The following is a 25,090-nucleotide window of genomic DNA, read 5'->3' on the forward strand; positions in this document are numbered from 1 at the left end:
GCATACACCTCTTTCGGTAAAAGTTTGTAGGGAATATTTCACCAAGAGGAGGGGGGTTGGTGAAAATCAGGCCGCAGACAGGGCCTGGGGAGCAGAAAAAAACGCGGTTGCGCCTCCTTTCGTGTTAGAATATAACTACTATACCATATATCCCAACAAAAGGAAGAAGCAGAATGTGACAACATTTTGGGAGCCCTGTCCCTGCTTTTGGAAAATTTAAGCAGAGTGATTTTGTTCCATGTATTTGTAATTCCTATTCATTATGGTATGTTGAATACAGCTTGATTTGTCTTGTATTTGACATGCGTGCGAGGCACGCAGCACAGTTATCAAGGAGGAAAAAAGATGAAAGTACGTAAAGCTATTATTCCGGCCGCAGGGCTTGGAACGCGTTTTCTGCCGGCGACAAAGGCACAGCCGAAGGAAATGCTTCCGATTGTGGATAAACCCACTATTCAATACATAGTAGAAGAAGCGATTGCTGCCGGCATTGAAGACATTATCATTGTAAGCGGGCGCGGCAAGCGTGCAATTGAGGATCATTTCGATGTTTCGTATGAGCTCGAACAGACGCTCGAAAAGAAAAACAAAACGAAGCAGCTTGAGGAAGTCCAGCAGATTTCCAATATGGCAAATATCCACTACATCCGCCAGAAGGAGCCAAAGGGTCTTGGACACGCCATCTGGTGTGCCCACCGTTTTATCGGGGACGAGCCGTTTGCTGTTCTGCTTGGTGACGATATTGTGCATTCGGACGAGCCGTGCATGAAGCAGCTCACAGACGTCTTTGATAAGTACCAGAGCTCGGTGGTCGGTGTCCAGCAGGTGCCGGATCAGGACGTTTCCAAGTACGGCATCATTGATCCGAAAAGCGAAGAAGAACCGGGCGTTCATAAAGTCCAGGGCTTAAAGGAAAAGCCGGATCTTGCGGATGCGCCGTCCAACTACGCAGTGATGGGTCGCTACGTTCTGACACCGGAAATCTTCGACATTCTCGAAACGCTGCCACCAGGCTCGGGCAATGAGATTCAGCTGACGGATGCGATTACGAAGCTGAATGAAAGCCAGGACGTGCTGGCGTATGAATTTGACGGCGTGCGTTACGATGTCGGCGATAAATTCGGCTTTGTCAAAGCGACAATCGATTTCGCGCTCGACCGGGAGGATCTGCGCGGTCCGCTTGAGGATTACCTGCAGAACAATATTCTGCAAAAAGAAACGGATAAAAACTAGACATATCAGATGAAAAGGCCGCCGGGCACTGGTCCGGCGGCCTTTTTTGCGTCAAAAAAGAGCCCGCACGGGGCTCTTTCGTTACGCGTTTTCTTCGTTTTTCTTCTTTTTAATCGGATATGCTCTCCATTTGGAAAGATCGATTTCTTCTTTTTTAAGCAGACGATGTGGAAAGACAAACGTCCATGGCCGGCTTGAGAAAGGCTGTACAGCGAAGTTGTCGAGCTTAAATCCGCCCCGGGCGATGACTTCTCCGTGCGCATCCTCCACCTGCAGCGGCACGTTGTCGAGCCGGAGCTCATTGTTGCCACCATTGCGGATAAGAAGCGTCACATGCAGGTCGCCGTTTTCCGACTGCACGGCGCGCATCCCCATAAAGTTAACCTCACCGGCACGCGGCGGCTTCATATCGCGGATCATGTCCTTCAGCTTGTCCACCTGCTGCTCGCTAAGCGCATTTTTCCAGCTGTCGGCAAGGTCGAGGTGGTGTTCGCGCTTTGGTTTTTCCACATGAAAGCCGATTTTCCATCCGTCTTTTGGAAATTCCTGCTGAAGCTGTTCCTTGGGCGCGAAATAAAAGTTCCACGGCCGGGCACTTCTAGGCGGAATATCGCCGACACCGCTTAAATCCACTTTCTTTTTCGCAATCACCTGGTTGTCATTACTCATCAAAAGCACTGTGGAGTGCTTCAAACGGATGGCTTTTTCTGCGCCGTTGCGGATAAAGGCAGTGACAAGCATCAATCCGTTTTCATCCCGCTGGGCGCTTATGCCCGATAAAGCCACCTGTCCGGGCTTCAGCCGGGGCGCTTCGCCGTTTAAAAAGCGCAGGTAATATTCATCCTCCTCCGGAATTTCAGCTTCCGGATGCAGGCTTAGTGTCGTCTCTACGGTCCGGCCGCTGTCATCGTGTGCTTCGTCGATAGCTTCCTCATCGGCCGGGGTTTGTTCAGCCAACTCGTCTGGTTTGGCAGCATCGCCCTGGGACGATTGCTTTTTTTTACCGAATAAAGCCATACTTTTTCACCCTTTTATAAATGTCATAGTTATAAAGTTTGTTATATAGATGTACCAGCGTTGAAGATAGTCTGTACGTCCTTATAGTATATCACTCTGCCGGAGGACTTTTAAGGGAAATCTCCAAATGCAAGTTAATATTCCCCCGGGCCTTTTTCCTGTACAATTACTATATACAAGTAAAACAAATAATAAATGAACAAATAGAGGAGTTATGCACATGAAGGGTCTGGTTGGCACGGCGGTGTTAGTGGCTCTGTTGGCAGCGCTTATAGTTTACAGCCCGGCGGATTCTCCCTGGAGCGGGGTTAAAGACCGTATCGAAGAAGCAGGCGGCACGACATATGAAGGCACGGACACGCAGGGTGAAAGAATGGCGCTTTTTTTATCCAATCTGCTCGGTGAAAACCTGCAGGCGGATGAAAGCAGCAGGGGCGCTCCGGAGGCAGGCACCGTGGAAACGGAAGTGCCTGAAGGCACAGGGGACTGGGAAGTTGCAGGTGTAAGCCTCGGGGACAGCCTTGAAGAGGTGGAGGCGGCACGCGGGGAAGCGAAGGACGTACAGCCCGGAAGCTATTCGTTCGACTGGCATATTTATTACGAAGACGATTACGGGCAGTACGCCCAGTACGGGATTGAGGACGGACGTGTGGTGGCGCTTTATTCCAATCAGCAGACGTGGCAGGACGATGAAGGAAACGGCTGGGGCACCGGACGCAGTGCTATCCGGGATACGTACGGAGACTCTATGGAAACGGTAACCCGCGGAAGCATCCGCACGGAAACGAATGAACAGCAGCAGGGCGTTTACGAGGTGGAGGAAGGCTTTGCGACCTTTTTCTACGATGTTCATGAAGAAAACAGGGTGAATGCTCTGCTGCTGGTGGATAAAGAGGTGGAAAGGACTTCTTCCTTTTATGCCGAAGGGTCTGAAGAAGTGCGGAATTCGTATGAACGGCTCGTATGGCACTTAACCAACGCCCAGCGTGTACAGCTCGGCCGGGACACGCTCGCCTACAATGAGCCAGTGGCAGGTGTCGCAAGAGCGCACAGTGAAAACATGGCTGAAAACCAGTTTTTCGATCACGTGAATCCGGAGGGGCAGTCCCCGTTTGACCGCCTGGAACAGGGCGGCATACGGTACGTACAGGCTGCCGAAAACATTGCTTCCGGCCAGCGGTCGCCGCTGTACGCCACGGCCGGATGGATGAATTCATATGAAGGGCACCGCGAAGCGATGCTCGGCAATTACGACGGTCTCGGTATCGGGGTGGCATTTGACGACGAAAACCGTCCGTTTTATACGCAGAATTTTGTTAGTCCAAGCAGGGAGTGATGGATGAATGCCAGCAAATATAGTGGTTGTGGGAAGTATTAACATGGATCTGGTCACAACAGCAGAACGGATGCCCTCCCGGGGAGAAACAATCCTCGGGGAAGGCTTTCATACATATTTTGGCGGAAAAGGGGCCAATCAGGCGGTGGCCGCTGCCCGCCTCGGTGCCCGCGTATCGATGATTGGGGCTGTTGGAAGCGATGCTTTTGGAACAGAATATTTGGAGCACCTGCGAACCGAAGGCATCAATACAGAGCACGTTCGCATGCGCCCAGGTCCGGCGACTGGTGTTGCCACAATTATTGTATCCGGGGGAGACAATTGCATTATTGTGACGCCGGGGGCGAACGCCACTGTCAGTCCCGACGATATCGAAAAAAGCCGTTCGCTCCTGAGAGAGGCAGACGCAGTGCTCGTACAGCTTGAAATTCCAGGGCCGGCGGTGGAAAAGGTGCTTCAGACCGCCGAAGAGGAGCAGACGCCGGTTATTTTAAACCCGGCACCGATGCAGCCGCTGTCACCGGTGTATTGGGATAAAGCGGCCTACCTGACACCGAATGAGCAGGAATTTGAACAGCTGCGGAGCGAGTACCCGGCGGTTGCCGGCAGCCGTGAAAATGTGGTGGTGACGAAAGGAGCGGCGGGAGTATCCATTCTCCGTGCAGACGGCAGAGAAGAAGTAATTCCTGTGCGTACGGCGGACGTGCGCGATACGACAGGGGCTGGTGATACGTTTAACGGAGCGTTAGCCACAGCAGTGGCTGAAGGGATGTCTCTTGAAGATGCCTGCCGGTTTGCCAATGCTGCTTCAGCGGCCTCAGTTGAAAAAGAAGGAGCCCAGAACGGAATGCCGGTACGTTCGCAGATCGAAGGCCGGGGCCTTTAACATGTATGCAGAAGTGAATGTAGAATAATTGGTAAAATATGATACAATAAAATCTGATAATCACGCTTAAACGCTAAGCGCTCATTCACGCGTATATTAAAGTACGAAAATACATAAATTAAAGGTTGGGAAGACGTATGAAGCTAACAGTAGTAGGTACCGGCTATGTGGGCCTTGTATCAGGAACAAGCTTTGCAGAGCTTGGCAATGACGTAATCTGTGTGGATAAACTTCCGGAGAAGGTGGACCGGCTGAATAACGGAGAGATCCCGATTTATGAGCCGGGTCTGAAGGAATTAGTGGACTCCAACCGGGCAGCCGGACGTCTGCAGTTTACAACAGAGCTGCAGCCCGCTGTCCAGGCGTCAGACGTGGTGGTTATTGCCGTCGGTACGCCGGAATCGGAAACAGGAGCTGCCAACATGTCCTATGTGTACGGCGTAGCGGACGAAATCGGGGAAGCGGTGAATGACGACAAATTTCGTGTCGTGGTAAATAAATCGACTGTGCCCGTGGGAACCGCGGACCGCGTACGCTCGCTGATCGCGGACAAAAATCCGGATGCCCAGGTCGAAGTATGCTCCGTGCCGGAATTTCTCCGGGAGGGGTCAGCTGTTAAGGATACATTTAATCCGGACCGCGTGATTATCGGCACAAATTCCGACAAAGCAGCGGAGATTTTAACAGAGCTGCATCAGCCGCTCACAGAAAACATTGTCGTGACAGACCCGCGCAGCTCTGAAATGATCAAATACGCCTCCAACGCCTTTCTCGCCACGAAGATCTCTTTCGTGAACGAGGTGGCGAACATCTGTGATTATTACGGTGCAGATATCAATGCGGTTACACGCGGAATGGGAATGGACAACCGGATCGGGCCGAAGTTTTTGAACGCAGGCATCGGCTACGGGGGCTCCTGCTTCCCGAAGGACGTAAAAGCAATCAAACACCTGGCGGAGGTTAAAGGCTACTATCCGCAGCTGCTGCAGGCCGTAAACGATGTGAACGAAAAGCAGAGCCTGCGCATGGTGGACCACCTGAATGTGATTTTTAACGAAGATATCCGCAATATTACAGTGGCGCTCCTCGGCCTCGCGTTTAAGCCGAACACAGACGATATGCGGGAAGCCCCTTCGCTGAAAATTATCCGTTCGCTCCAGGAATACGGCGTGAAGGTGCGTGCCTTTGACCCGGTAGCAGAGGACAATGCCAAACAGCTGCTCGGGGGAGACATCTACTTTGCGGAAAACGCGCTGGATGCCTGCGAAGGTGCAGATGCGGCGATGCTTGTGACAGAGTGGGACGAATGCCTGCAGGTGACACCGGAGAAATTAAAAAGCATCATGAACAAGCCGGTGATGATTGACGGCAGAAATGCATTTGAAGCAAAAGAATTTAAGGAAGCCGGCTTTATTTATCACGGTATCGGCCGGAAATAGTTATAGAAAAGCCCGAAAGGAGTAGGCTCTCCTTCCGGGCTCTTTTTATGCGGTTAAGCTTTAGTTTACGGTGTCGTTTCCTCGTAGCCTTCTTCCTCGGCGGGAGCTTCTTCGTACGATTCCTCTTCAGCCGGCGCTTCTTCTTCCGTAGCAGGCTCTTCGTAGGATTCCTCAGCCGGGGCTTCTTCTGTCGCAGGCGCCTCGTAGGACTCTTCCACCGGAGCTTCTTCCTCTGTCGCTGGAGATTCCTCATACGATTCTTCCTCTGCAGGCACTTCTTCCTCAGCAGCCGGTGCTTCATAGGATTCCTCGGTCGGTGCCTCTTCCTCGGCAGCCGGCTCCTCGTAGGATTCTTCAGCCGGCGCTTCTTCCTCCGTCACAGGCGCTTCATTGTTTGCCTGTGTACCCGGGAGGGTCAGTGGCTCCTCTGAAGCCGGGAGATCGAGCTGTTTACGCAGGCTGTTGGAGGTTTCAAGTGTCGCCTCCGGGTTCAGCTGGTAGTAATAGATGCCGTTGATCGTAGCATCCGAACCCTGCAGTTGATTGGAATCGATTTTGTCTAATGAATCGGCATACTGCTGCAGGGCAATCATGTTGCCAAACGTGAAGTTGGTGCTCACATTTTCACTGACGCTGTCAAATACGTCATCGTAATTATCGATGGATTCGATGGACCCGGCTTTTTTGATCAGGCTCTCAAGCACTTCCTGCTGGCGTTCACCTCGTCCAAGGTCACCCCGGGGGTCCTGTTTTCTCATCCGTACGTATTTGAGCGCTTCTTCACCGTTTAGTGTTGCCGGTCCTTCTGTAAATTCTGTTCCTTCTTCCGTGAAATCAAACGGCACGTTGACGTCGACGCCGTCAAGATCGTTAATAATGTCGGTAAAGGCGGCAAAATCAGATTTTACGTAATAGTCAATCGGGATGTTCAGCGTATTTTCAACAGTCTGGACCGCTAAATCCGTTCCGCCATAGGCATGGGCGTGTGCGATTTTGTCTTCCCCGTGGCCTTCAATGTTTACGAGCGAGTCTCTCGGGATACTCACCAGCTTCACTTTTTTGGAGTCCTTGTTGAATGTACCGACGACCATCGCATCGGAGCGTCCGTCCATGGATCCTTCTTCGCGGTCATCCACACCCAGGAATAAAACCGAGAAGCTGTCCTCTGACGGGTCAACGGCCTGGTCCCGGAGATCCGATTTTTCCCCGCGTTCAAGCTCTTCCTCTGTATCAGCGGACACGCTGTTGAGCTGCTGGAGAAAGTAAGCGGAAGCTCCCCCGGCAAGCAGGAGAAAAAGTAAAGCAGTGATGGCTGTGGTTTTCCAGATGAAGGATTTCTTTCTTCTTTTACGAAGGCTTCTCCGTTGAGACGTTGAGCTTGGCATGTCGGCACTTCTCCTTTGGATTGTATAATGATCGTGGCATAGAAAACGGCAAAAGCGTCTGTAGACACGCTGTTATATGAAAATCAGCTAAAATGGAAGCATTTTGAAAAATATTGTATTCTTTCATTGTAGCCGAGGCAGAAACGATAGTAAACAAAATAAACATCCGGCACAAAACTATTTCCGTGCGGAAACGCAGCTAATAGCGGCTGCTTTGTATTACCGGGGAAATAAATGAAAGGACTATGAAGGCTCATCGGCTTCCACGAAGGCCTGTTTTCCTTCTTCAATGCCGGCCTGGCCGCTGCTTATGTTCACAAGCCACTCCTGGCAGGCCTCCACCTCTTCAACCGGTGTATAAAGATGAAGCTTCACCTGCTCTTCGTAGTCAATCGTATCAAGAATATAAGCGGATTTCCGGGCTTCGTATTCCAGTTTGCCGAGCAGGCTGTAGTCGGCGGAAACCACGAGCTCCTGCATCAGCGTACGGCGCACGATTCCGATATGGTTCAACGCCTCGGAAACTGAGGAGCCGTAGGCCCGTATCAGGCCGCCGGCGCCAAGCTTGATTCCGCCGAAATAGCGGGTGACAACGACTGCGGTATCTTTCAGCTCGCGTTTTTTCAGCACCTCGAGCATCGGTACGCCTGCGGTGCCGTTCGGTTCGCCGTCATCATTGGCTTTTTGAATATGGTCCTGCTCACCGATCAAATACGCTGAACAGTTGTGGGCAGCGTTCCAGTGCTCCTTTTTTATTTGCTCAATGAATGAATGAGCGGTTACTTCGTCTGCTGCGCGGGTAATGTGGGTAATGAAGCGTGATTTATTTATGGTGAATTCATGATGGCCGCTTTGTTTAATGGTACGATATGAAGTAAGCATACGGTAACATTCCTCCTAGGTAATGTCATTACCGTATAATATGATTGTAATGGTTGCAACATTTTGGCCAGTATATAACAGGAAATGGGCGAAAATGCAACGAAATTAGAGTTAAATATGTAAATTTGTGATTTTTCATTACATAGCGGAATAGGTCCAAAAGAATATGCTAAACTATTCATGAACCGTTCCAAACGGTATTGAAGATTCGCAGGCAAGTATAGAGGGTGATGGTAGCCTTGCGAAACGCAGCAGACTTAGATCAAATTATTGAGCAAATGCTTCAGACAGTAGAGAAAAGCAAAGAAGAAATTTTTGAAATCAGTGAAACCTCCAGAAAAGAACTTCACACACTCCAGGAAGAGTTAAAGGAAATACAGGAACACATTTCTGAAACGATTGAACGCTCCGATCAGCTGGAGGTTGAAGCCAGGGTGGCAAGAAATCAACTGGCAGAGGTAAGCAAACGGTTTCGGCAGTTCAGCGATGAAGAAGTGCAGAAGGTGTATGAGAAAGCCAACGAGTCACAGGTAAATCTTGCCGTAGTGCGGCAGGAGGAAAAACGCCTCCGCGACCGAAGGGACAATATCGAACGCCGCCTGATTCAACTGGATGAAACCATTGAACGGGCTGAAACGCTTGTATCCCAGGTAGGCATCGTTTATAACTTTCTTGCCGGCGACCTTCAGGATGTCGGGGAGTTCGTCGAAAATGCCCGGGAAAAGCATGAGTTCGGCCTGCAGATCATTGAAGCGCAGGAGGACGAGCGCAAGCGGGTGGCCCGTGAAATTCACGACGGTCCGGCGCAGACGCTCGCGCACGTGCTGCTCCGCTCGGAGCTTGTCGAGAAAATCTCCCGTGAAAAAAGCGCGGAGGAAGCGATCCAGGAGTTCCGGGAGCTGCGTGTTCTGATCCGCTCAAGCCTCGGGGAAGTCCGCAGGATTATTTATGACCTGCGGCCGATGGCGATTGATGATCTCGGTCTCGTGCCGACGCTTCAGAAGTATCTGCGTCACCTTGAAGACAACACAGGCATGGTGACGGAGTTTACCACGAAGGGGAAGGAAGCAAGAGTCGCCCCGAACCTTGAGATCGGACTGTTCCGCATTGTACAGGAGGCGGCCCAGAACGCCTATAAGCATGCAAAGCCGGATCTTCTCCGGGTGCAGCTCGAACAGAGACCGACGAGCATTACGATTTTAATCAAGGATGACGGCAAAGGATTCGACGTGAATAAAGAACGGGACAAATCATTCGGCCTTCTCGGCATGAGAGAGCGTGTGAACGCACTTGGCGGGGAGCTGACGATTGATTCCGTGGTCGGGCAGGGCACGAGAGTGAAGGTGTTCGTGCCGGTTCATTAAAAATAATAACAGCAATAAACAACCAAATGATAAGTGAAGCGAAGAAAGGATGAGAACGTATGCAAGAACGTATCGATGAAAAAATCAAATTGTTGTTGGTTGACGATCATCAGCTTTTCCGTGAAGGCGTCAAACGCATTCTGGATATGGAAGAAAACTTTGAAATTGTTGCAGAAGGCAGTGACGGAGAAGAAGCGTTTACTCTTGTCGACGATTATCATCCGGACGTGGTGCTGATGGATATCAACATGCCCGGGGTCAACGGCGTCGAAGCGACCAAAACGCTGATCGAACGCCACCCGGATTTGAAGGTGCTGATCCTGAGCATTCACGATGATGAATCGTACGTGACGCACGTGCTGAAAACTGGAGCTTCCGGTTACCTGCTGAAGGAAATGGATGCGGACGCCCTGATTGAAGCAGTGAAGGTTGTCGGCTCCGGCGGCGCCTACATTCATCCAAAGGTAACGCAGAACCTGATTAACGAATACCGCCGCCTCGCTCATGAAGGCGACGACCACGGTGCAGACGATACCGAAATTGGCTACAAAGAGGTTGAATACCGCAAGCCGCTTCATATTCTGACGCGCCGCGAGTGCGAGGTGCTTCAGCTGATGACAGACGGCTACAGCAACCGGATGATCGGGGAATCGCTCTACATCAGTGAAAAAACGGTGAAAAACCATGTGAGTAACATTCTGCAGAAAATGAATGTAAATGACCGGACGCAGGCGGTTGTCGAATCAATCAAAAAGGGCTGGGTTAAAGTCCGCTAAATGAGCAAGGGCTGCCGGTTTGATATCGGCAGCCTTTTTGCGCTTTGGCATTGACTTCCACCGGGAAGTCCGTAAAATGAAAACGAACTCATACATATACGCCTGCTGTAGACAGAACGAAAGGAGAGGGCCAGATTGCCAAAAATCGCCATAGTAACCGACAGCACCTCGTACCTGAATCCTGAAGAACTCAGACAGTGGAGCATTCATGAAATCCCGCTCAATGTGGTGGTGAATGAAGAAACGATGCCGGAGACCGACTGGGACGTTGCCACGTATTATCAGGCGATGAGAAATTCGGAAACGCTTCCGACCACGTCGCAGCCGTCACCGGGAAAAATGGAGGACCTGTACCGGGAGCTTGCCCGGGAGGCCGATGAAATTATTTCCATTCATTTAAGCAGCGGTATCAGTGGCACGCACCAGACAGCTGTCGCCGTCGCTGACGATATTAAGGATACGGTCCACGTGCACTGCTATGACTCGGAAATCAGTGCCCGGGCCCAGGGCTATTTTGTATTAACCGCCGCCCGGATGGCCTCGGAAGGATATGATATGGCAGCTATTTTCGCCAAGCTCGATAAAATTAAAGAAACGATGCGGGCGTACTTTATCGTCGAGGACCTGCGCCACCTGCAGCGGGGCGGCCGGCTGAGCGGGGCGCAGGCCATGGTTGGCAGCATGCTGCGTATCAAGCCGGTGCTCGAATTTACTGACAAAAAGATTATACCGTATGAAAAGGTACGCACCTCCAAAAAAGCACTAGCCCGTATTCAGTCCCTCTTTTTGGAGGAAGCCGCCAAGGGGCCGCTTGAAGCGAGCGTCCTGCACGCAAACGCTGAAGAGGCCGGGGAGGCATTTCGCAGGCAGCTGCAGGAAGCCTCGCCGGAGTCCCGGATCTCCCTCGAACACCTTGGTCCGGTGATTGGCACCCATCTCGGGGAAAACGCCATAGGGCTCGCCTGGTACCGCCCCGAAACCCTCTCTGAGTAACACCGGCGGCCGGCAGGCCGCCTCCTCTTTTTAAACCCTCCCACGAAAGGAACCACCTCCCATGAATAAGCTATCCAACTGGTTTGCCGGCAGCAAGCGGCCGGATTCCCCCTTTTCTTCCTTATCCTCTGATGCAGAGATCCCCGCTATACCCTTACCAGATTATAAACAGATGCAGTTCCACTGCAGCGGCCGGGCCCTTCTGGCTCAGGAGCTGCCGTACGATCAAAAAATTATTCAAGACTATGTGCAGGCGGGAATGCTGCAGGAGGTGCCTGCCATCATGAAGCAGGGCGCTTTTTGGCGGTGCCTGCGCTGCAGCAGCCAGAGCCCCGGCTTGTTCGGTGCCCACGCATGTGCGTGCGGGCGTGAGCGGTGCGTCTATTGCCGCGAGTGTCTGGAAATGGGGCGGGTGTCGGCCTGCACGCCGCTCTATTATTGGGCCGGGCCCGAATCCCGCGAAGTGTTTACCGATCCGCTCATATGGAGCGGCCGGCTGTCTTCAGGACAGGAACGTGCCTCCCGTGCCGCTGCCGGGGCCGGTCTGCGGAAGCAGGAGCTGTATATCTGGGCGGTGTGCGGCGCCGGGAAAACCGAAATGATGTTTCAGGCAGTGGCCGGGGCACTCGCCAGAGGCGAGCGGGTGCTGTGGACGACGCCGCGGACGGATGTCGTGCGCGAGCTGTACCCGCGTCTTTTGGGCGTGTTTCCCGGGGTGCCGGCTGCAGCCTGGTATGCAGGCAGCCCCGATGCCCGGCCGGAGGCACGTCTTGTGCTCGCAACGGCCCATCAGGTGCGCCGGTTCAAAGGGGCCTTCGATGTAGTGATAATTGATGAGGTGGACGCGTTTCCGTACGTGTTTGATCCAGGCCTCCAGCGGGCCGTGCGGGAAGCATGCCGACGGGAAACGGCAGTTATCTACTTAAGTGCGACGCCCGGAAAGGACGAACAGCGGCGGATGAAGAGCGGGGGTCTGTCGTACGTGAAGGTGCCGCGCCGCTTTCACGGCCAGCCGCTTCCGGTGCCGGAGTGCCGGTGGGCCGGTAACTGGAGGCTGCACCTCTCCCGCGGGCGTCTGCCGCATACGCTGCTGCAGTGGTGCCAGTCGCGGGACACCGCTTATCCGCTGTTTGTGTTCGTCCCATCGGTAGCGGCTGTTCGCCCGGTGGTGGAAGCGCTCCGGGCGGAGGACTTTCGCTGCGAGGGCGTGCACGCAGAAGACGAAAAGCGCGAGGGAAAAATTACGGCCTTCCGCGAGGGGCATATCGATATTCTGGTGACAACGACAATTCTGGAGCGGGGCGTCACGATACCCAAAGCGGACGTGGCGGTGATTGGCGCCGACGATGATATTTTCAGCGAAAGTGCCCTCGTGCAAATCGCCGGCAGAGCCGGACGGAATCCGGAGCGGCCGGAGGGGGACGTGGTTTTCTTTCACTACGGCCGTACAAAAGCGATGCAGCAGACGATCCGCCATATCCAAACAATGAACCGGGAGGAGGCGGCGCCCGTTGAATGAAACTTCTCTTTTATCGTTTGCACGTGGATACTGCCTGTCCTGCCGCGAGCGCCTGCAGACGTCCTGGACGTACCATAACCTGTTTGCGTGGAGAGAAGCAAAGCTCTGCGACACCTGCGCCGGCCAGCTGCCTGCGATCACCGGACCGGTGTGTCCGGAGTGCTCGTCCCCGGGGCACGTGGACGTCTGTTCCGACTGCCTGAGCTGGCGCCGGCGTACCGGGGACAAGGGATGGATAAAAAACGTATCGCTGTTTCACTACGACGACTGGATGCAGGCGTGGACGGCCCGCTGGAAATTCCGCGGCGACGCAGTAATGGCCGCCGCATTTTATCACGACCTTCGCCGGGTGTACCGGCAGCATTTTCGCGGTTTTGTACCGGTTCCGGTGCCGCTTGCGCCTGTGCGGATGCAGGAACGCCGGTTTAATCAGGCGGAGGTGCTTGCAGCCGCCCTCAAAGTGCCGTATGTTCTGGCACTCGAACGCCCGGACGGGGAGGCCGGCAAACAAAGCAAGCAGACAAAACGGGAGCGGCTGCAGACGGTGCGCGGATTTACCGTCGCTGCTCCGGATCAGATTTCCGGCCGGAACGTTCTGCTCATTGACGATATTTACACGACTGGTGCAACGGTCCGCGAAGCAGCGCAAGTGCTTGAGGCGGCAGGAGCTTCTTTGACGGCTTCGCTCACATTGATTCGTGCTTAAACTCTCCGTTGGTTGTGCCGATATAATAGGCAAAGTAAACGAGAAGGAGAAGACGAGCTATGGCCGAATTAAAAAACTGTCCGTCATGCGGCAATTTATTTGTACAGGCTCTCCGTGCCGTCTGTCTGGAATGCCACCGGGCGGAGGAGGCGCGGTTCCAGAAGGTGTACACGCACGTAAGAAAGAGTAAGCACCGGCAGTCAACGATTACGGATGTTACCGAGGCGACCGGGGTCAGCGAGGAAGATATTTTCCGCTATATTCGCGAGGGACGCCTGAGCCTGGCAAATCTGCCGAACTTCAGCTATCCGTGTGAGGGATGCGGTGAACCAATCCGGGAGTACCGGCTCTGCCGGTCGTGTACCAGCCGTATTTCTTCAGGGCTGAAGGCGGAAGAAAAACAGAGGGAGTGGGAAGCCCGGCAGATTAAGAACAAACGGTCAACGTACCGGGCGCGGGAATAACGAATGAGTCAAAAAGCATGTATGTATGTTAAAATTTAAGTCTTAAGTACCAAGGAAATCATCGGCGGAATGACCGATATAAACAGTAACAAAACAGCCGGAGCAGAACGTCCGGATGGGAGGGACCATACAGATGAAAATTCATTCCGCGCATTCCGCTAATGCCATATACCGCAGCCAGGCCGCCCAGCAGCAGAAGCTGCCGCAGGGAGAGCAGGCGGGGAAAAAAGATTCTGTCGAAATTTCAAGCGCAGCCAAGGAGCTGCAGCAGTCGGAAGCGATCGACCCGGCCCGCAGGGAAAAGGTCGAACAGCTGAAAGCCCAGATTGAAAACGGCACGTACGAAGTACGGGCGGAGCAGACAGCAAAGAAAATGCAGGACTACTGGAACAATCAGTAACGGGCCACCAGCCGGCCTGTTGATACATATACCTAAAGGAGCGGTTGCATGAGCGTACAGATAGTAGTAGAGCAGCTTGGCGCCCTGATCGAGGAACACCGGTTACTGCTTGATATGTCCGAACGAAAAACGCAGGTGCTGAAAAAAAATGACGCAGAAGCCCTGCAGCAGCTCGTCCGCGACGAACGCCGCCAGGTGCAGCGCATTACACGGATCGAGCGGGAGCGCCACCAGCAGGCCGCAGCACTTGCAGGGTCCAACCCCGAGGACGCCGTATCCATCGATGCGTTAAAGCTGCTTGCCGATGATAAGGAGCGCGCACGTCTCGAAGCGCTGCAGTACGAGCTGATTCAGTTGATGACCGCTCTGCAGCACCAGGAGGAGCTGAACCGGGCGATTCTCGAGGACGCGATGAAATACACGCAGGTGATGCTTGGCGCCATGCAGCCGCAGGAGTCGGCGCAGTACGGCCGGCAGGGTCTGGCCCCGCAGCGCACGAAGCGGGAGTACTCGGTCTTTGATTCACGGGCGTAAGCAGAAGGTACATAGAAACGGGGAGGAAAATGCATGAGTTCAACATTCATGGGGCTTGAAACAGCGAAACGGGCACTCACTGCCCAGCAGCACGCGCTGCAGACGACAGGACATAACATTGCCAATGCCAATACGCCGGGGTTCACGCGGCAGCGGGTCGACCTGCAGCAGAGTGATGCTTTTTCAAAAGCCGGCATGAACCAGCCGAGCACACCGGGCCAGATGGGCACCGGGGTGGACTCGAACACGGTCGCGCGAATCCGGGACCAGTATCTTGATGTGCAGTACCGGGGCGAAAACGCGAAGCTCGGCTACTGGGAAACGAAAAACGAAAACCTTTCCCGCATGGAGGACCTGATGAACGAGCCAACTGATGAAGGCGTCGCCAATGCGATGGACGAATTCTGGAAGTCGCTGCAGGACCTGTCGGCCAATCCGGAGGACTCCGGGGCGCGCTCAGTCGTTCGCCAGCGCGGGGAAGCAATGGTGGACACCTTTTCCTACATATCTAATTCGCTGCAGGCGAATAAAACTGACCTCGACGCCCAGATTGATAACGAAACCGGGCAGTTTAATTCGCTTCTCAGCCAGATCAGCAGCGTGAACGAACAGATCGCGGGCGTGGAGCCGCACGGCAAGGTGCCAAACGACCTGTATGATGAACGGGACCGGCTGATTGACGAGCTTTCGTCCATGGCCACCGTGGAAGTGAAGCGCAATCCGAGCGGCGGGAACGCAAACAGCAACGCTGAAGGCACCGTCGATATTTTCATGACGAGCGATACCGGCGAGCGGCTGCAGAAGCTGGTGGACGGCAATGCTCTTGCGTACCAGGAAGTGAACGTGGAGAAATCCGCCGGCCGTGACGGGCACGTGGAAACGGCCAGCTTTGAATGGGCGAACGGCAAAGCAGGCACAAATATTACCAATCCATCGGACAGTGCCAATGCGTTTATGCAGTCGAGCGGCAGCATGCAGGGCCTGCATGAGGCCTACGGCTACATGGATGAAGCCTCCGGGGAGGTAGAGGGTCTGTACACGGACATGCTCGACAGCATTGACACAATGGTTACCACCTTTGCGAACGCGCTCAATGAGACCCACCGGGAAGGGTGGACGATGAACGATGTTGAAGCGGGCACCAAGGGCGCCGGCGTTGACTTTTTCAGCTTCGATCCGGCCGTTCTCGAAAATAAAGGAGCAGCGAGTGCACTTCGTGTGAGCGAAGATGTCAAAGCTGACTTAAACAATATCGCTGCCGCCACGGAATCGGAAAACGGGACCGGCTACGCCGGCAATGGCAGTAATGCGCTGAACCTGGCCAATGTGAAGGACGCGGACCTGAACTTCGGGGAAAACGGCGAAAACTCGACAAGCGTGCAGCGGTTCTACCAGGGCGTGATCGGCCAGATGGCGGTTGATGCAAGCGAAGCGAACCAGAAAACAAACATTACCCAGTCGCTCACCTCAAGCGCCGACGAGCGCCGCATGTCAGTGAGCGGGGTAAGCATGGATGAGGAAATGGCCAACATGATTCAGTTCCAGCACGCCTACAATGCGGCGTCGCGGAGCGTAACGACGTTTGACGAAATGCTCGACCGCATCATCAACAACATGGGTCTGGTCGGCCGTTAAGAAAAGGAGGAAGCCAATATGCGAGTCACCCAGCAGATGATGACCCAGCGCTCCACCGGGCATATCAGCCAGAGCTATGATCAGATGATGAATCTGCAGGACCAGCTGTCCACCGGTAAAAAAATCACCCGGGCCTCCCAGGACCCGGTCGTTGCGATGAACGGCATGCGCTACCGCTCCCAGGTCGGTGAGGTGGAGCAGTTTGAACGGAACGTCGGCGAAGCGCACAACTGGCTCGACACCAGCGACGCCGCGCTCGGGGAAGCAACCCAGGTGATGCAGCGGGTGCGCGAGCTTGTTACCCAGGCGTCGAACGACACCTACGAAGGTGAACAGCGCGGTAACATCGCCAAAGAGATCAGTGAGCTGAAGGAGCAGCTGATCAGCTCCGCCAACTCCAAGATCGGGGACAAATACATTTTTAACGGCTCCAACACCACGAACCCGCCAATTGATACTGACGCGACCGCGGACGGTGTGACGGCAGACAGCTTCACCGGCCACGGCGATGCGGTAGAAATGGAGCTCATGAAGGGCATCAAGATCGATGTCAGCTCCACTCCGGGCGAAGTGTTTTCCGAGCAGCTGTTTTCCGAGCTTGAACAGCTGCAGGCCGATCTGGAAAACCTGGACACCACCGGTGAAGACCTGCAGAAATATCTGGGCACGCTTGACGAACAGATGAACAGCATCGTAAACGAGAGGGCCGAGCTCGGCGCCCGATCCAACCGGATCGAAATGATCGAAAGCCGGCTCGCCGACCAGAAGGTCATCTCCAACAAAATCATGTCCAACAATGAAAACGCCGATCTCGAAGAAGTGATTACCAATTTAACGAACCAGCAGACCGTGCACCAGGCGGCGCTCGCCTCGGCTGGGCGGATTATGCAGACGACGCTTCTGGACTTTTTAAGGTAAAAAATTTATAAAATGTGGTAAAATCTGTTTTATTATGAAGAGCGATTCAGTATACTGGTTTTTGTGACTGTTTATCTGTTTCGTGTACGTATTCAATGATAAGGGGGCAAAGGTGTGGAAATCGAAACGAAGCATTTAGGTGCTGTCACGGTTGAAGAAAAAGATATTACCCGTTTTTCGCAGGGGATTCCGGCGTTTGAAGAGGAACGTGACTTCGTGTTTCTTCCGTTCGATGACAGCGGCAGCCTGTTTATTATGCAGTCGGTGCAGCATGCACATATTGCCTTTATTACAGCTGATCCGTTTGTGTTTTTTCCGGACTACGAGCTTGAAGTCCCGGATGCTGTCACGGAGCAGCTGCATATCGAAAACCCGGAGCAGGTACTTGTGTATGTCACCCTGACGCTTGCGAACACGCTTGAAGACAGTACGGCGAACCTGCAGGCACCGCTGATTATCAATGTCGAACAAAAGCTCGGCAAGCAGTGGCCCATGGCGCAGTCACCGTATGAAACGAAGCATCTGCTGTTTCAGCGGACACAGAAAGAAGGCACAGGATCATGTTAGTACTCACACGAAAGAAAAAAGAATCGATTCGTGTCGGGGATGATATTGCGATCACTGTACTCGGAATTGAAGGGGACCAGGTGAAGCTGGGTATCGATGCCCCGGAGCATATTGATATACACCGCCAGGAAGTATATGTCTCTATCCAGCAGGAAAACCGACAGTCGCTCGCAGGCGACATTACGCTTTTGCAGAAATTATCGGAAAATATCAAAAAATAATTAAATGACTATTCATTCACTACATACAACTTATGCACTAATAAAAATACTAAAAAATATGTAAATGTATCTAAAAAATGAACAATAAGGAAAAATAATAGTTCTTTATTCATATTTATGATATAATTAATTTACGATAAGTGGAAAATGCCTAGGGTCATAGGGCTTCTTGTCGGAACCTGTGAAGAAAAGGTAGAATTTGTATACGGTCGTTCGAGTTCAGGGGATTGGTTGTCCTGCTGCAGTTTACAGAGAGAAATCAACAGACAAAAACGCAGAGGGCATGCTTGGGGAAAGTGTGTTCAACAAAAATAACATCACTTTCGGTGAGGTCTCAGGAGGAATACATAATGGCCAGGACTTACAGTCGTAACATCCCGGGAAGCAGGGTGCCGATTTTATTTATCGACCTGCAGGGCTCAGAAGTACTGCCGCAGGCAGCAGAATCAATGGGGAAGCTGGCTGTGCGCACGAATGGGGAAGAGTGGACCACGCTTATGCAGCGCGGTCTGCAGAAGGACACGCTTTATTACACAGCGTGCAGTGATTTGGATGCGTTTGTGCGGCTTCAGGAAGCAAAACGGGTCGGCTCCGCCTGCAGGATTGGTGTGAACCTGCCGGAGCGTCTCAGGCACCTGGTGGATGAATTTATCTGCCAGGAGGTAACGATGCTTTTAGCCGCCGAGCGCGAAGAAGACGACTGGCGCAAGCATTTTATGCGTGCCACGCAGTTTCAAACGTACATCGACCCGGTGTTTCAACCGCAGGTCGTTGAACGGTACCGCCGCATGAATCAGCTGCAGGAAGAACCCCCCGAACAGCAGCTCGAACTCGACGTGCATAAAGCACGCGGCACGCTGTCCGAAGCAGAAATCCGGATTTTGGAAAAAATCCTCGAAGGCAAAAGCAACCGCAAAATTGCCGAAGAATGCTTTCTGGCCGTCGCCACCGTGAACAACCACGTCAGCCACCTGACGAAAAAGATGCAGGCCAACGACCGCACGCACACCATAAAGCGCGCGATCGAAGAAAACTGGGTCGAGTTTATCACGTGATCGAAAGGCGTAGGTCCGCCGCTCAGGAGCCTCGTACGGCTGGCCACGCCCTGCTTGGACTTGTTGTCAAACAAGGCAGGCAGGGCAAGGTCAACGGAACGAGCGACTGCGGACCGAAGCTGGACAGCTAGAAAAGCGAAGAGCGTTTGTTTACCACCCGGGACGGCTCGCGGCTTTCGGTCGGCTTGAGACGAAGTCGCAAACGATCCGAAACAGCGAATGGACCCGGGTGGTAACGCTCGGAGCTGGACAACGAAAACTTGCCGTTCGAGTCTATGTTAAATAACCCGAGGGTTCGAGCGGCAAAATTTGTGCACCAAAAAATGCCATGCTCTATATTTCAGCACGGCATTATTTTTAGTATTATTAGCGAACATGCTGACGCAGCCTTGAAACTACTTCTTAGAATTATAGCATCGTAGCTAGACAGCAACGTCGCTGAACTTTTCAGGCATTATACTTTTCTAACCAAGCATAAACAGAGCGGGAGCCCTTGTACTCCATGCTCTGTTTTTTTGCTTTTTAGGCGGTAAACATGCTTTGGCAGTGGCCGGTACGGAACAGCTGCTGTTGGATCATAAAAGTACTCGCTTTTGTCGGAAGCGAAGCGCCGTCTGTAAATCGGATCATTGTTCCATCATCGGAAGTGACAAACTGGCCGGGCTGCACATGATTATAAAAGATCCAAATGTTTTCCGGATCGCGCAGTGACGAAATTGGAAATGCATAAATACCTTCCGACGGATTTACTGGCACCGGCAGCTTCTTGCGGATATGTAAGTAATGCTTTACCGCTTTGCTTCGTCCTTCAAAAGAAGATCCTCCCCGCAGGCATCCTCGTTTAATAATAGCCGTCGGCGTACATGAAGCGGGTATGCGAGCTCCGTCCTTTTCCCATATAATACTTTTTGCCTCTCCTTCAAAATTTGGCACAATCGCCATTGTGTTTTCATTTACTTCGTACTCTTCTAATACCATTGTCTTCTGCATAACCCAACACCTCTGTTTGAATATTTTCCCAACTGCTCTGACACATAAGTAAGTATACGAATGCTATGTGAAAATAACTAGTACTTTTTGCATAATATAACTAAAAGAATATTTTTAAGAGAATTACAGAAAATACTAAATACATAAAACAAGCAGCCGATATAAAGAGTGTAAGCAGGAAATGCCAAAACGCAGCGTACGGGCGTGAAAGCAAATTCTGTGACATAGGCTTACCACAAGGACGTGGAAAGTACTTACACATTCAGGGAGGAATTTTATAATGATTATTAACCACAACCTCGGTGCGATGAACGCACAGCGTCAAATGAGCACAAACCAGAACAACATGAGTGACTCGATGGAAAAACTGTCTTCTGGCCTTCGCATTAACCGCGCGGGTGACGATGCAGCTGGTCTTGCGATCAGTGAAAAAATGCGTGGGCAGATTCGTGGTTTGGAACAGGCAGACCGTAATGCTCAAGATGGTATTTCACTAATTCAAACAGCAGAAGGCGCTTTGAATGAATCTCATAGTATTTTGCAACGCATGCGTGAACTTTCAGTTCAATCATCGAACGATACGAATACTTCTGAGGATAGAGCAGAAATTCAAAAAGAAGTAGACCAGTTAACCTCTGAAATAGACCGTATTGCTAACTCCACAGAATTCAATACTAAAAAATTGTTGAACGGCGATTCAGGAGCGAAAGTTAACTTTTCTAGTAATGCTAACGTGGATGTTGCATCAGCTACCGAAAAAACGGCCGCTGGTACTTACAGTTTAGAAGTGACTACAATAGCAGAACAAGCTGCAGTTGATTCTACAGGTTTTGCTAATACGGATCTCGTTCAAAGCGATGGTGCGAAAACAGTAGAAATTAATGGTAGGAGTATCTCTTTTGACTATGATGCTGATGATGCGGCAGCTACAGCTGATAATTTTAAAAATGCGGTCAATAACGCTAGTATTGGAGTTTCAGTGACAGGTGATAATACGAATCTTTCCATTAAAAGTGACAATTATGGCTCAGATGCTAATGTAACTGTTACAGCTAATACAATTACTGAAGAATTTGGTTTAACTAGTGATACTACCACAGATGCCTCGGACAATGGTGTAGACGTTGGAGGAGAAATCGATGGGGTAGCAGCGGGGGGCAAAGGTCTTACTTTAACAGGCACAGGAGATACGACAGGTTTAACTGTTAAGTTATCCGCAGCAGCAGCTACTTCTGCAACTGCCAAAGGTAATATCGATGTTAGTCAAAATGCATTAACTGCTCAAATTGGGGCAAACGAAGGTCAAGAAATGTCAATTAATTTAAAGAGTATGGGCTCAGCAGATTTGAATGTAAATAGCATTGATGTAACTTCTCAAGATGGAGCTAGTGCGGCTATTACCACTCTAGATGATGCGATTAAATCAGTTTCTGCTGAACGTTCTAAGCTAGGTGCTTATCAAAATCGTCTTGAACACACAATCAATAATCTCGGTACTTCTGCAGAAAATTTAACTGCTGCGGAATCCCGTATCCGTGATGTAGATATGGCGAAAGAAATGATGAACATGACGAAAAACAACATTCTTTCCCAAGCTTCACAGTCAATGCTTGCTCAAGCTAACCAACAGCCGCAATCGGTTCTTCAGTTACTTCAATAAAATTTATTTTTATCAAAGAGGTTCCAGTTATAATGTCGGAACCTCTTTCTTTACATAATTGCATTATTCTCAGACGTAACTTATGTGAAAAATTACTTCTACGCCAAACTCAAGAAATTTTCCAGTCTACTTTAATCCCCAACGTAAAAAAACTGCAGCGCGAGCTGGAACAGCATTTTCAGCCGTATGTATTATCTTAAAGACTACACTCCTGCGAATTTCTGCCGATACTATAAACAACTGAGGCACTCTTACACCACATGATCATACATCCAGAGGTTCCGGCGCCCCGGGGCCTTTTTTATACTATTTTAGGAAAGGAGGTGATGGTATCGATGTCGGCAGTGTTTCAATCATAAGCAGTCAATTGCAGGCGCAGCAGCAGGCGAACATATCGCTCATGCGCCAGTCGATGGAAACGGCATCGAAGCAGAGCGCAGAGCTGCTCGATGACATGACTGGCGGTAACCAGGCTGGAACAATTCAGAGCGTGGCATCCGGCAAAGGCCAGTCGATCGACGTAAAGGGATAGGGATCATCCCAGGAGGAGGTAGGTGGGAGATGGATGTTTCTATTCGATCAGCCGGGGGCGAGGGAGCTTCGCCCAAGCGGGAAGCGGGCGTTATAGACGCGTCGAAAGTAACGCCGAACGAATTGGTGGCAGCAGAGACCAATTCCGCGCTTCACGTGACGAAGAAGGAAGTGGAAAAATCAGTCGAAACGTTGAGTGCGATGCTCGATCCGCATTTAACACGTCTGAAGTTCAACGTTCACGAAGACACCGACCGGGTGTATGTGCAGGTGATCGACCGCGAAACGGAGGAAGTCGTACGGGAAATCCCGCCCGAGTCGCTTCTCGATTTTAACGCTTCGATTCTTCGCCAGGCCGGGCTGTTAGTAAACGAGAAAGGGTAAGTGAAAAGCGTCTTCCTTCGGGGGGAGGCGTTTTTTGTTTTCGTGATAAAAGTTTTGATTCTTAAGTCATAATAAAGTTTATAAATGAGATTGAAAAGGAAAGGTTTATTAGTTCGAAAATAATGAATGGAGGGTGAAATTCATGAGTAAAACAGCAGTCGTTACCGGGTCGGGCCAGGGGATTGGGAAAGGCATTGCGACGCGCCTTGCGAAGGATGGATTCAACCTTGTGATCAGTGATATTGATAAAGAAAAAATGGAGGAAACGGTGCGGGCCATCAAAGACAGTGGCAGTGAAGCCCTGGCTGTGGAAGCCAATGTAACGAGCAGGCAGGACGTTAACGACCTAGTGAAAAAAGCCGCGGATCATTTCGGAAGCGTCGATGTGTTTGTAAACAATGCCGGTATTGATCACGTGGCCCCGCTTTTAAAAGTAGAGGAAGAGGATATCGAGAAAATTTTCGCGGTGAATGTGAACGGCGTTATTTTTGGCATTCAGGCAGCGGCCGAGCAGATGAAAAAGCAGGGCGGCGGCAAAATTATTAACGCCTGCAGCATCGCCGGCCATAAAGGCTTCCCAATGCTCGGTATTTATTCGGCGACAAAGTTTGCGGTTAAAGGTTTAACGCAGGCCTCAGCCCAGGAACTGGCCCCGGACAAGATTACCGTTAATGCCTACTGCCCGGGCGTGGTCGGAACGAGCATGTGGGAGCGCATTGATGCCCGGATGGTCGAAGAAATGGGGCTCGAAAAGCCGGGGGACGCATTCGAGAAATTTACTGCAGGTATCGCCCTGGGGCGCCCGCAGACACCGGAGGATGTAGCGAATTTCGTTTCGTATCTGGCTTCGCCGGACTCGGATTACATGACCGGCCAGGCAGTACTGATTGATGGCGGTATTGTTTATAACTAAGAATAATTGAATTGAATATGGTTCAAAGAAGCGTCTTCCTTATAGGGAGGCGTCTTCTTTATACAAAATGATCTACTTAGCGAATGTGTAAAAAGCATATTAAGCGATTCGTACATATGTAGATGAAAGTACTGGTATTAAAAATAGCGGTGTAATTCATATGTTCAAATCATCTGCGCCTATCCTTCGGGAGAGACGCTTTTTTATTTCTCGAACAGATACTTCCGGTACTTCCGCACGGAACTAACACAGAGAAGCATGGCAATAGCTACCGCTACGCTTACCTTGCTTGCCATACCCGGAGGCTCACCGGCAGAAAGACTGTCAATACCGATCAGCATCGCAAACATCACGGCAAAATTTCCGATAATACTCGCAATCAGATTCCAATGCTCATCCACAAACACGCGGGAATACATACAAATCTCCTTTCCGTACTTTTCCAATTGCTGTGTAGTTTTATACTAACATACAGGGAAAATGTGCTACGATGACAACAGTACCGAAAGGAGGAAGGCTGCATGAATACCAACGGAGTTCAGTCCGTCGACCGAGCCCTCCGAATTATTGACCTGCTCGCCGAAGCGCCGGAAGGGTTGGGAGTCACGGAGCTTGCGAACCGCCTGGACGTTGCCAAGAGTACAGTGCACCGGCTGCTGGCATCACTTCTGCAGAAGGGATACGTGAAGCAGGGAAGCGAGCGCGATGTGTATACGCTCGGGTTCACATTCATGGAAATGGGCGAGCGGGTGGCGGAATCCATTGACGTGCGAAAGGCGTCGGGAGAAATCATTCATGACCTCGCGAAAGCCACGGCAAGCACTGTGCACCTCGTGCAGCTTGAAGGCGCCCAGGTCGTCTACATCGATAAAGTGGAGACGTATGCGCGGCTGCGGCTGTTTTCCCGCGTCGGACGTAAAGCCCCGCTCTACTGCACCGGCGTCGGCAAAGCGCTGCTGGCGTTTCATTCCCCGTATATGCAGGAAAAGCTCCTCGACGAGCAGGAGATGATCCGCCATACACCGCATACGATTACATCCAAAGAAGCAATGATGCCGGAGCTGGATAAAATAGCTCAGGAAGGCGTGGCCTATGACCGGGAGGAGCACGAGCTCGGAGTGACCTGCGTAGCGGCCCCCATTTTTGATTTCCACCGGCGCGCAGTGGCAGCGGTCAGTGTGACGATGCCGCACATGAACGCGGAAACGATCGACTGGGAAAAAACGGTGCAGCAGGTGCAGCGGGCGGCGGCAGCCATATCACGGGAGCTTGGCCATTAAAA

General features: G+C 51.8%; 28 protein-coding genes. 23 read left to right on the forward strand and 5 right to left on the reverse strand.

Annotated elements, in window-relative coordinates:
- The first annotated feature begins 345 nt into the window (after positions 1 to 345).
- Positions 346 to 1,233 carry a UTP--glucose-1-phosphate uridylyltransferase GalU gene (gene galU, locus SIC45_RS01770; RefSeq protein WP_298785041.1) on the forward strand — a complete coding sequence of 296 codons (888 nt, stop codon included), beginning with the start codon at positions 346 to 348 and terminating at the stop codon, positions 1,231 to 1,233.
- Between the two features lie 81 nt (positions 1,234 to 1,314).
- Here the strand turns inward: galU and SIC45_RS01775 are convergent, their stop codons facing one another.
- Entirely contained in the window at positions 1,315 to 2,250 is a 936-nt protein-coding gene (locus tag SIC45_RS01775) for an accessory Sec system S-layer assembly protein (protein WP_319630863.1), read from the reverse strand.
- A gap of 220 nt (positions 2,251 to 2,470) precedes the next feature.
- On the opposite strand from SIC45_RS01775, the gene SIC45_RS01780 reads away from it, so the two are divergent.
- The 3 genes from SIC45_RS01780 (at position 2,471) to SIC45_RS01790 (ending at position 5,911) form a co-directional block, all read left to right on the forward strand.
- The gene (locus SIC45_RS01780) at positions 2,471 to 3,586 is read left to right on the forward strand and encodes a CAP-associated domain-containing protein (RefSeq protein WP_319630864.1); all 1,116 of its coding nucleotides are present in this window, start codon (positions 2,471 to 2,473) and stop codon (positions 3,584 to 3,586) included.
- 7 nt (positions 3,587 to 3,593) lie between these two features.
- A complete protein-coding gene (rbsK, locus tag SIC45_RS01785; RefSeq protein WP_319630865.1) occupies positions 3,594 to 4,472 on the forward strand; it encodes a ribokinase in 879 nt (292 codons plus the stop codon).
- A gap of 137 nt (positions 4,473 to 4,609) precedes the next feature.
- On the forward strand, positions 4,610 to 5,911 hold the full coding sequence (locus SIC45_RS01790; protein ID WP_298785049.1) for a UDP-glucose dehydrogenase family protein: 1,302 nt from the start codon (positions 4,610 to 4,612) through the stop codon (positions 5,909 to 5,911).
- A gap of 65 nt (positions 5,912 to 5,976) precedes the next feature.
- On the opposite strand, the gene SIC45_RS01795 is transcribed toward SIC45_RS01790, so the two are convergent.
- A complete protein-coding gene (locus SIC45_RS01795) occupies positions 5,977 to 7,296 on the reverse strand; it encodes an LCP family protein (RefSeq protein ID WP_319630866.1) in 1,320 nt (439 codons plus the stop codon).
- 243 nt (positions 7,297 to 7,539) lie between these two features.
- Entirely contained in the window at positions 7,540 to 8,178 is a 639-nt protein-coding gene (locus SIC45_RS01800) for a YigZ family protein (protein ID WP_319630867.1), read from the reverse strand.
- Positions 8,179 to 8,408: 230 nt separating this feature from the next.
- Between SIC45_RS01800 and SIC45_RS01805 the strand changes: the two genes are divergently transcribed.
- From SIC45_RS01805 to SIC45_RS01870, 14 genes are all read left to right on the forward strand, one after another.
- The gene (locus SIC45_RS01805; protein ID WP_413645494.1) at positions 8,409 to 9,542 is read left to right on the forward strand and encodes a sensor histidine kinase; all 1,134 of its coding nucleotides are present in this window, start codon (positions 8,409 to 8,411) and stop codon (positions 9,540 to 9,542) included.
- Positions 9,543 to 9,601: 59 nt separating this feature from the next.
- Positions 9,602 to 10,318 (forward strand): response regulator, encoded by a 717-nt coding sequence (locus tag SIC45_RS01810; RefSeq protein ID WP_298785057.1) that lies wholly within the window; start codon positions 9,602 to 9,604, stop codon positions 10,316 to 10,318.
- Between the two features lie 135 nt (positions 10,319 to 10,453).
- Complete coding sequence (locus tag SIC45_RS01815; protein WP_319630868.1) at positions 10,454 to 11,311, forward strand: DegV family protein; 858 nt, start codon at positions 10,454 to 10,456, stop codon at positions 11,309 to 11,311.
- Between the two features lie 61 nt (positions 11,312 to 11,372).
- The gene (locus SIC45_RS01820) at positions 11,373 to 12,830 is read left to right on the forward strand and encodes a DEAD/DEAH box helicase (RefSeq protein ID WP_319630869.1); all 1,458 of its coding nucleotides are present in this window, start codon (positions 11,373 to 11,375) and stop codon (positions 12,828 to 12,830) included.
- Positions 12,823 to 13,536, forward strand: a complete 714-nt coding sequence (locus SIC45_RS01825) for a ComF family protein (protein WP_319630870.1) — start codon at positions 12,823 to 12,825, stop codon at positions 13,534 to 13,536. The genes SIC45_RS01820 and SIC45_RS01825 overlap by 8 nt, the downstream gene beginning before the upstream one ends.
- A gap of 59 nt (positions 13,537 to 13,595) precedes the next feature.
- Entirely contained in the window at positions 13,596 to 14,000 is a 405-nt protein-coding gene (locus SIC45_RS01830; RefSeq protein ID WP_319630871.1) for a TIGR03826 family flagellar region protein, read from the forward strand.
- 133 nt (positions 14,001 to 14,133) lie between these two features.
- Complete coding sequence (flgM, locus tag SIC45_RS01835; RefSeq protein WP_319630872.1) at positions 14,134 to 14,400, forward strand: flagellar biosynthesis anti-sigma factor FlgM; 267 nt, start codon at positions 14,134 to 14,136, stop codon at positions 14,398 to 14,400.
- Positions 14,401 to 14,448: 48 nt separating this feature from the next.
- Positions 14,449 to 14,934 carry a flagellar protein FlgN gene (locus SIC45_RS01840; RefSeq protein WP_319630873.1) on the forward strand — a complete coding sequence of 162 codons (486 nt, stop codon included), beginning with the start codon at positions 14,449 to 14,451 and terminating at the stop codon, positions 14,932 to 14,934.
- 33 nt (positions 14,935 to 14,967) lie between these two features.
- Entirely contained in the window at positions 14,968 to 16,569 is a 1,602-nt protein-coding gene (gene flgK, locus SIC45_RS01845; protein WP_298785071.1) for a flagellar hook-associated protein FlgK, read from the forward strand.
- An 18-nt stretch (positions 16,570 to 16,587) separates the two neighbouring features.
- Positions 16,588 to 17,487 (forward strand): flagellar hook-associated protein FlgL, encoded by a 900-nt coding sequence (flgL, locus tag SIC45_RS01850; RefSeq protein WP_319630874.1) that lies wholly within the window; start codon positions 16,588 to 16,590, stop codon positions 17,485 to 17,487.
- Between the two features lie 114 nt (positions 17,488 to 17,601).
- Positions 17,602 to 18,054 carry a flagellar assembly protein FliW gene (fliW, locus tag SIC45_RS01855; RefSeq protein WP_319630875.1) on the forward strand — a complete coding sequence of 151 codons (453 nt, stop codon included), beginning with the start codon at positions 17,602 to 17,604 and terminating at the stop codon, positions 18,052 to 18,054.
- Positions 18,048 to 18,275 carry a carbon storage regulator CsrA gene (gene csrA, locus SIC45_RS01860; RefSeq protein WP_022793397.1) on the forward strand — a complete coding sequence of 76 codons (228 nt, stop codon included), beginning with the start codon at positions 18,048 to 18,050 and terminating at the stop codon, positions 18,273 to 18,275. Before fliW ends, csrA begins: the two co-directional genes overlap by 7 nt.
- A gap of 350 nt (positions 18,276 to 18,625) precedes the next feature.
- Positions 18,626 to 19,330 carry a response regulator transcription factor gene (locus SIC45_RS01865; protein ID WP_319630876.1) on the forward strand — a complete coding sequence of 235 codons (705 nt, stop codon included), beginning with the start codon at positions 18,626 to 18,628 and terminating at the stop codon, positions 19,328 to 19,330.
- Positions 19,327 to 19,461, forward strand: a complete 135-nt coding sequence (locus SIC45_RS01870; protein ID WP_319630877.1) for a hypothetical protein — start codon at positions 19,327 to 19,329, stop codon at positions 19,459 to 19,461. Before SIC45_RS01865 ends, SIC45_RS01870 begins: the two co-directional genes overlap by 4 nt.
- 391 nt (positions 19,462 to 19,852) lie before the next feature.
- Here SIC45_RS01870 and SIC45_RS01875 read toward each other — a convergent pair whose 3' ends face one another.
- On the reverse strand, positions 19,853 to 20,320 hold the full coding sequence (locus SIC45_RS01875) for a competence protein ComK (RefSeq protein ID WP_319630878.1): 468 nt from the start codon (positions 20,318 to 20,320) through the stop codon (positions 19,853 to 19,855).
- Between the two features lie 280 nt (positions 20,321 to 20,600).
- On the opposite strand from SIC45_RS01875, the gene SIC45_RS01880 reads away from it, so the two are divergent.
- The 4 genes from SIC45_RS01880 to SIC45_RS01895 all read left to right on the forward strand — a co-directional run bounded on the left by SIC45_RS01880 (position 20,601) and on the right by SIC45_RS01895 (position 23,808).
- Complete coding sequence (locus SIC45_RS01880) at positions 20,601 to 21,980, forward strand: flagellin (protein ID WP_319630879.1); 1,380 nt, start codon at positions 20,601 to 20,603, stop codon at positions 21,978 to 21,980.
- A gap of 355 nt (positions 21,981 to 22,335) precedes the next feature.
- Positions 22,336 to 22,512 (forward strand): putative motility protein, encoded by a 177-nt coding sequence (locus SIC45_RS01885; protein WP_319632910.1) that lies wholly within the window; start codon positions 22,336 to 22,338, stop codon positions 22,510 to 22,512.
- A 29-nt stretch (positions 22,513 to 22,541) separates the two neighbouring features.
- Positions 22,542 to 22,895 carry a flagellar protein FlaG gene (locus tag SIC45_RS01890; protein WP_319630880.1) on the forward strand — a complete coding sequence of 118 codons (354 nt, stop codon included), beginning with the start codon at positions 22,542 to 22,544 and terminating at the stop codon, positions 22,893 to 22,895.
- 142 nt (positions 22,896 to 23,037) lie between these two features.
- The gene (locus tag SIC45_RS01895) at positions 23,038 to 23,808 is read left to right on the forward strand and encodes an acetoin reductase (RefSeq protein ID WP_319630881.1); all 771 of its coding nucleotides are present in this window, start codon (positions 23,038 to 23,040) and stop codon (positions 23,806 to 23,808) included.
- A 203-nt stretch (positions 23,809 to 24,011) separates the two neighbouring features.
- Here the strand turns inward: SIC45_RS01895 and SIC45_RS01900 are convergent, their stop codons facing one another.
- Entirely contained in the window at positions 24,012 to 24,227 is a 216-nt protein-coding gene (locus SIC45_RS01900) for a hypothetical protein (protein WP_319630882.1), read from the reverse strand.
- Positions 24,228 to 24,329: 102 nt separating this feature from the next.
- On the opposite strand from SIC45_RS01900, the gene SIC45_RS01905 reads away from it, so the two are divergent.
- Positions 24,330 to 25,088 carry an IclR family transcriptional regulator gene (locus SIC45_RS01905; RefSeq protein WP_319630883.1) on the forward strand — a complete coding sequence of 253 codons (759 nt, stop codon included), beginning with the start codon at positions 24,330 to 24,332 and terminating at the stop codon, positions 25,086 to 25,088.
- Positions 25,089 to 25,090 lie beyond the last annotated feature (2 nt).

Source organism: Marinococcus sp. PL1-022, assembly GCF_033845285.1.
GTDB lineage: Bacteria > Bacillota > Bacilli > Bacillales > Marinococcaceae > Marinococcus.

Coding starts and splice junctions, on each gene's coding strand:
- galU (WP_298785041.1), top strand. CDS start 346: ATGAAAGTACGTAAAGCTATTATTCCGGCCGCAGGGCTTGGAACGCGT.
- SIC45_RS01775 (WP_319630863.1), bottom strand. CDS start 2,250: ATGGCTTTATTCGGTAAAAAAAAGCAATCGTCCCAGGGCGATGCTGCC.
- SIC45_RS01780 (WP_319630864.1), top strand. CDS start 2,471: ATGAAGGGTCTGGTTGGCACGGCGGTGTTAGTGGCTCTGTTGGCAGCG.
- rbsK (WP_319630865.1), top strand. CDS start 3,594: ATGCCAGCAAATATAGTGGTTGTGGGAAGTATTAACATGGATCTGGTC.
- SIC45_RS01790 (WP_298785049.1), top strand. CDS start 4,610: ATGAAGCTAACAGTAGTAGGTACCGGCTATGTGGGCCTTGTATCAGGA.
- SIC45_RS01795 (WP_319630866.1), bottom strand. CDS start 7,296: ATGCCAAGCTCAACGTCTCAACGGAGAAGCCTTCGTAAAAGAAGAAAG.
- SIC45_RS01800 (WP_319630867.1), bottom strand. CDS start 8,178: ATGCTTACTTCATATCGTACCATTAAACAAAGCGGCCATCATGAATTC.
- SIC45_RS01805 (WP_413645494.1), top strand. CDS start 8,409: ATGGTAGCCTTGCGAAACGCAGCAGACTTAGATCAAATTATTGAGCAA.
- SIC45_RS01810 (WP_298785057.1), top strand. CDS start 9,602: ATGCAAGAACGTATCGATGAAAAAATCAAATTGTTGTTGGTTGACGAT.
- SIC45_RS01820 (WP_319630869.1), top strand. CDS start 11,373: ATGAATAAGCTATCCAACTGGTTTGCCGGCAGCAAGCGGCCGGATTCC.
- SIC45_RS01830 (WP_319630871.1), top strand. CDS start 13,596: ATGGCCGAATTAAAAAACTGTCCGTCATGCGGCAATTTATTTGTACAG.
- flgM (WP_319630872.1), top strand. CDS start 14,134: ATGAAAATTCATTCCGCGCATTCCGCTAATGCCATATACCGCAGCCAG.
- SIC45_RS01840 (WP_319630873.1), top strand. CDS start 14,449: ATGAGCGTACAGATAGTAGTAGAGCAGCTTGGCGCCCTGATCGAGGAA.
- flgK (WP_298785071.1), top strand. CDS start 14,968: ATGAGTTCAACATTCATGGGGCTTGAAACAGCGAAACGGGCACTCACT.
- flgL (WP_319630874.1), top strand. CDS start 16,588: ATGCGAGTCACCCAGCAGATGATGACCCAGCGCTCCACCGGGCATATC.
- csrA (WP_022793397.1), top strand. CDS start 18,048: ATGTTAGTACTCACACGAAAGAAAAAAGAATCGATTCGTGTCGGGGAT.
- SIC45_RS01865 (WP_319630876.1), top strand. CDS start 18,626: ATGGCCAGGACTTACAGTCGTAACATCCCGGGAAGCAGGGTGCCGATT.
- SIC45_RS01875 (WP_319630878.1), bottom strand. CDS start 20,320: ATGCAGAAGACAATGGTATTAGAAGAGTACGAAGTAAATGAAAACACA.
- SIC45_RS01880 (WP_319630879.1), top strand. CDS start 20,601: ATGATTATTAACCACAACCTCGGTGCGATGAACGCACAGCGTCAAATG.
- SIC45_RS01890 (WP_319630880.1), top strand. CDS start 22,542: ATGGATGTTTCTATTCGATCAGCCGGGGGCGAGGGAGCTTCGCCCAAG.
- SIC45_RS01895 (WP_319630881.1), top strand. CDS start 23,038: ATGAGTAAAACAGCAGTCGTTACCGGGTCGGGCCAGGGGATTGGGAAA.
- SIC45_RS01900 (WP_319630882.1), bottom strand. CDS start 24,227: ATGTATTCCCGCGTGTTTGTGGATGAGCATTGGAATCTGATTGCGAGT.
- SIC45_RS01905 (WP_319630883.1), top strand. CDS start 24,330: ATGAATACCAACGGAGTTCAGTCCGTCGACCGAGCCCTCCGAATTATT.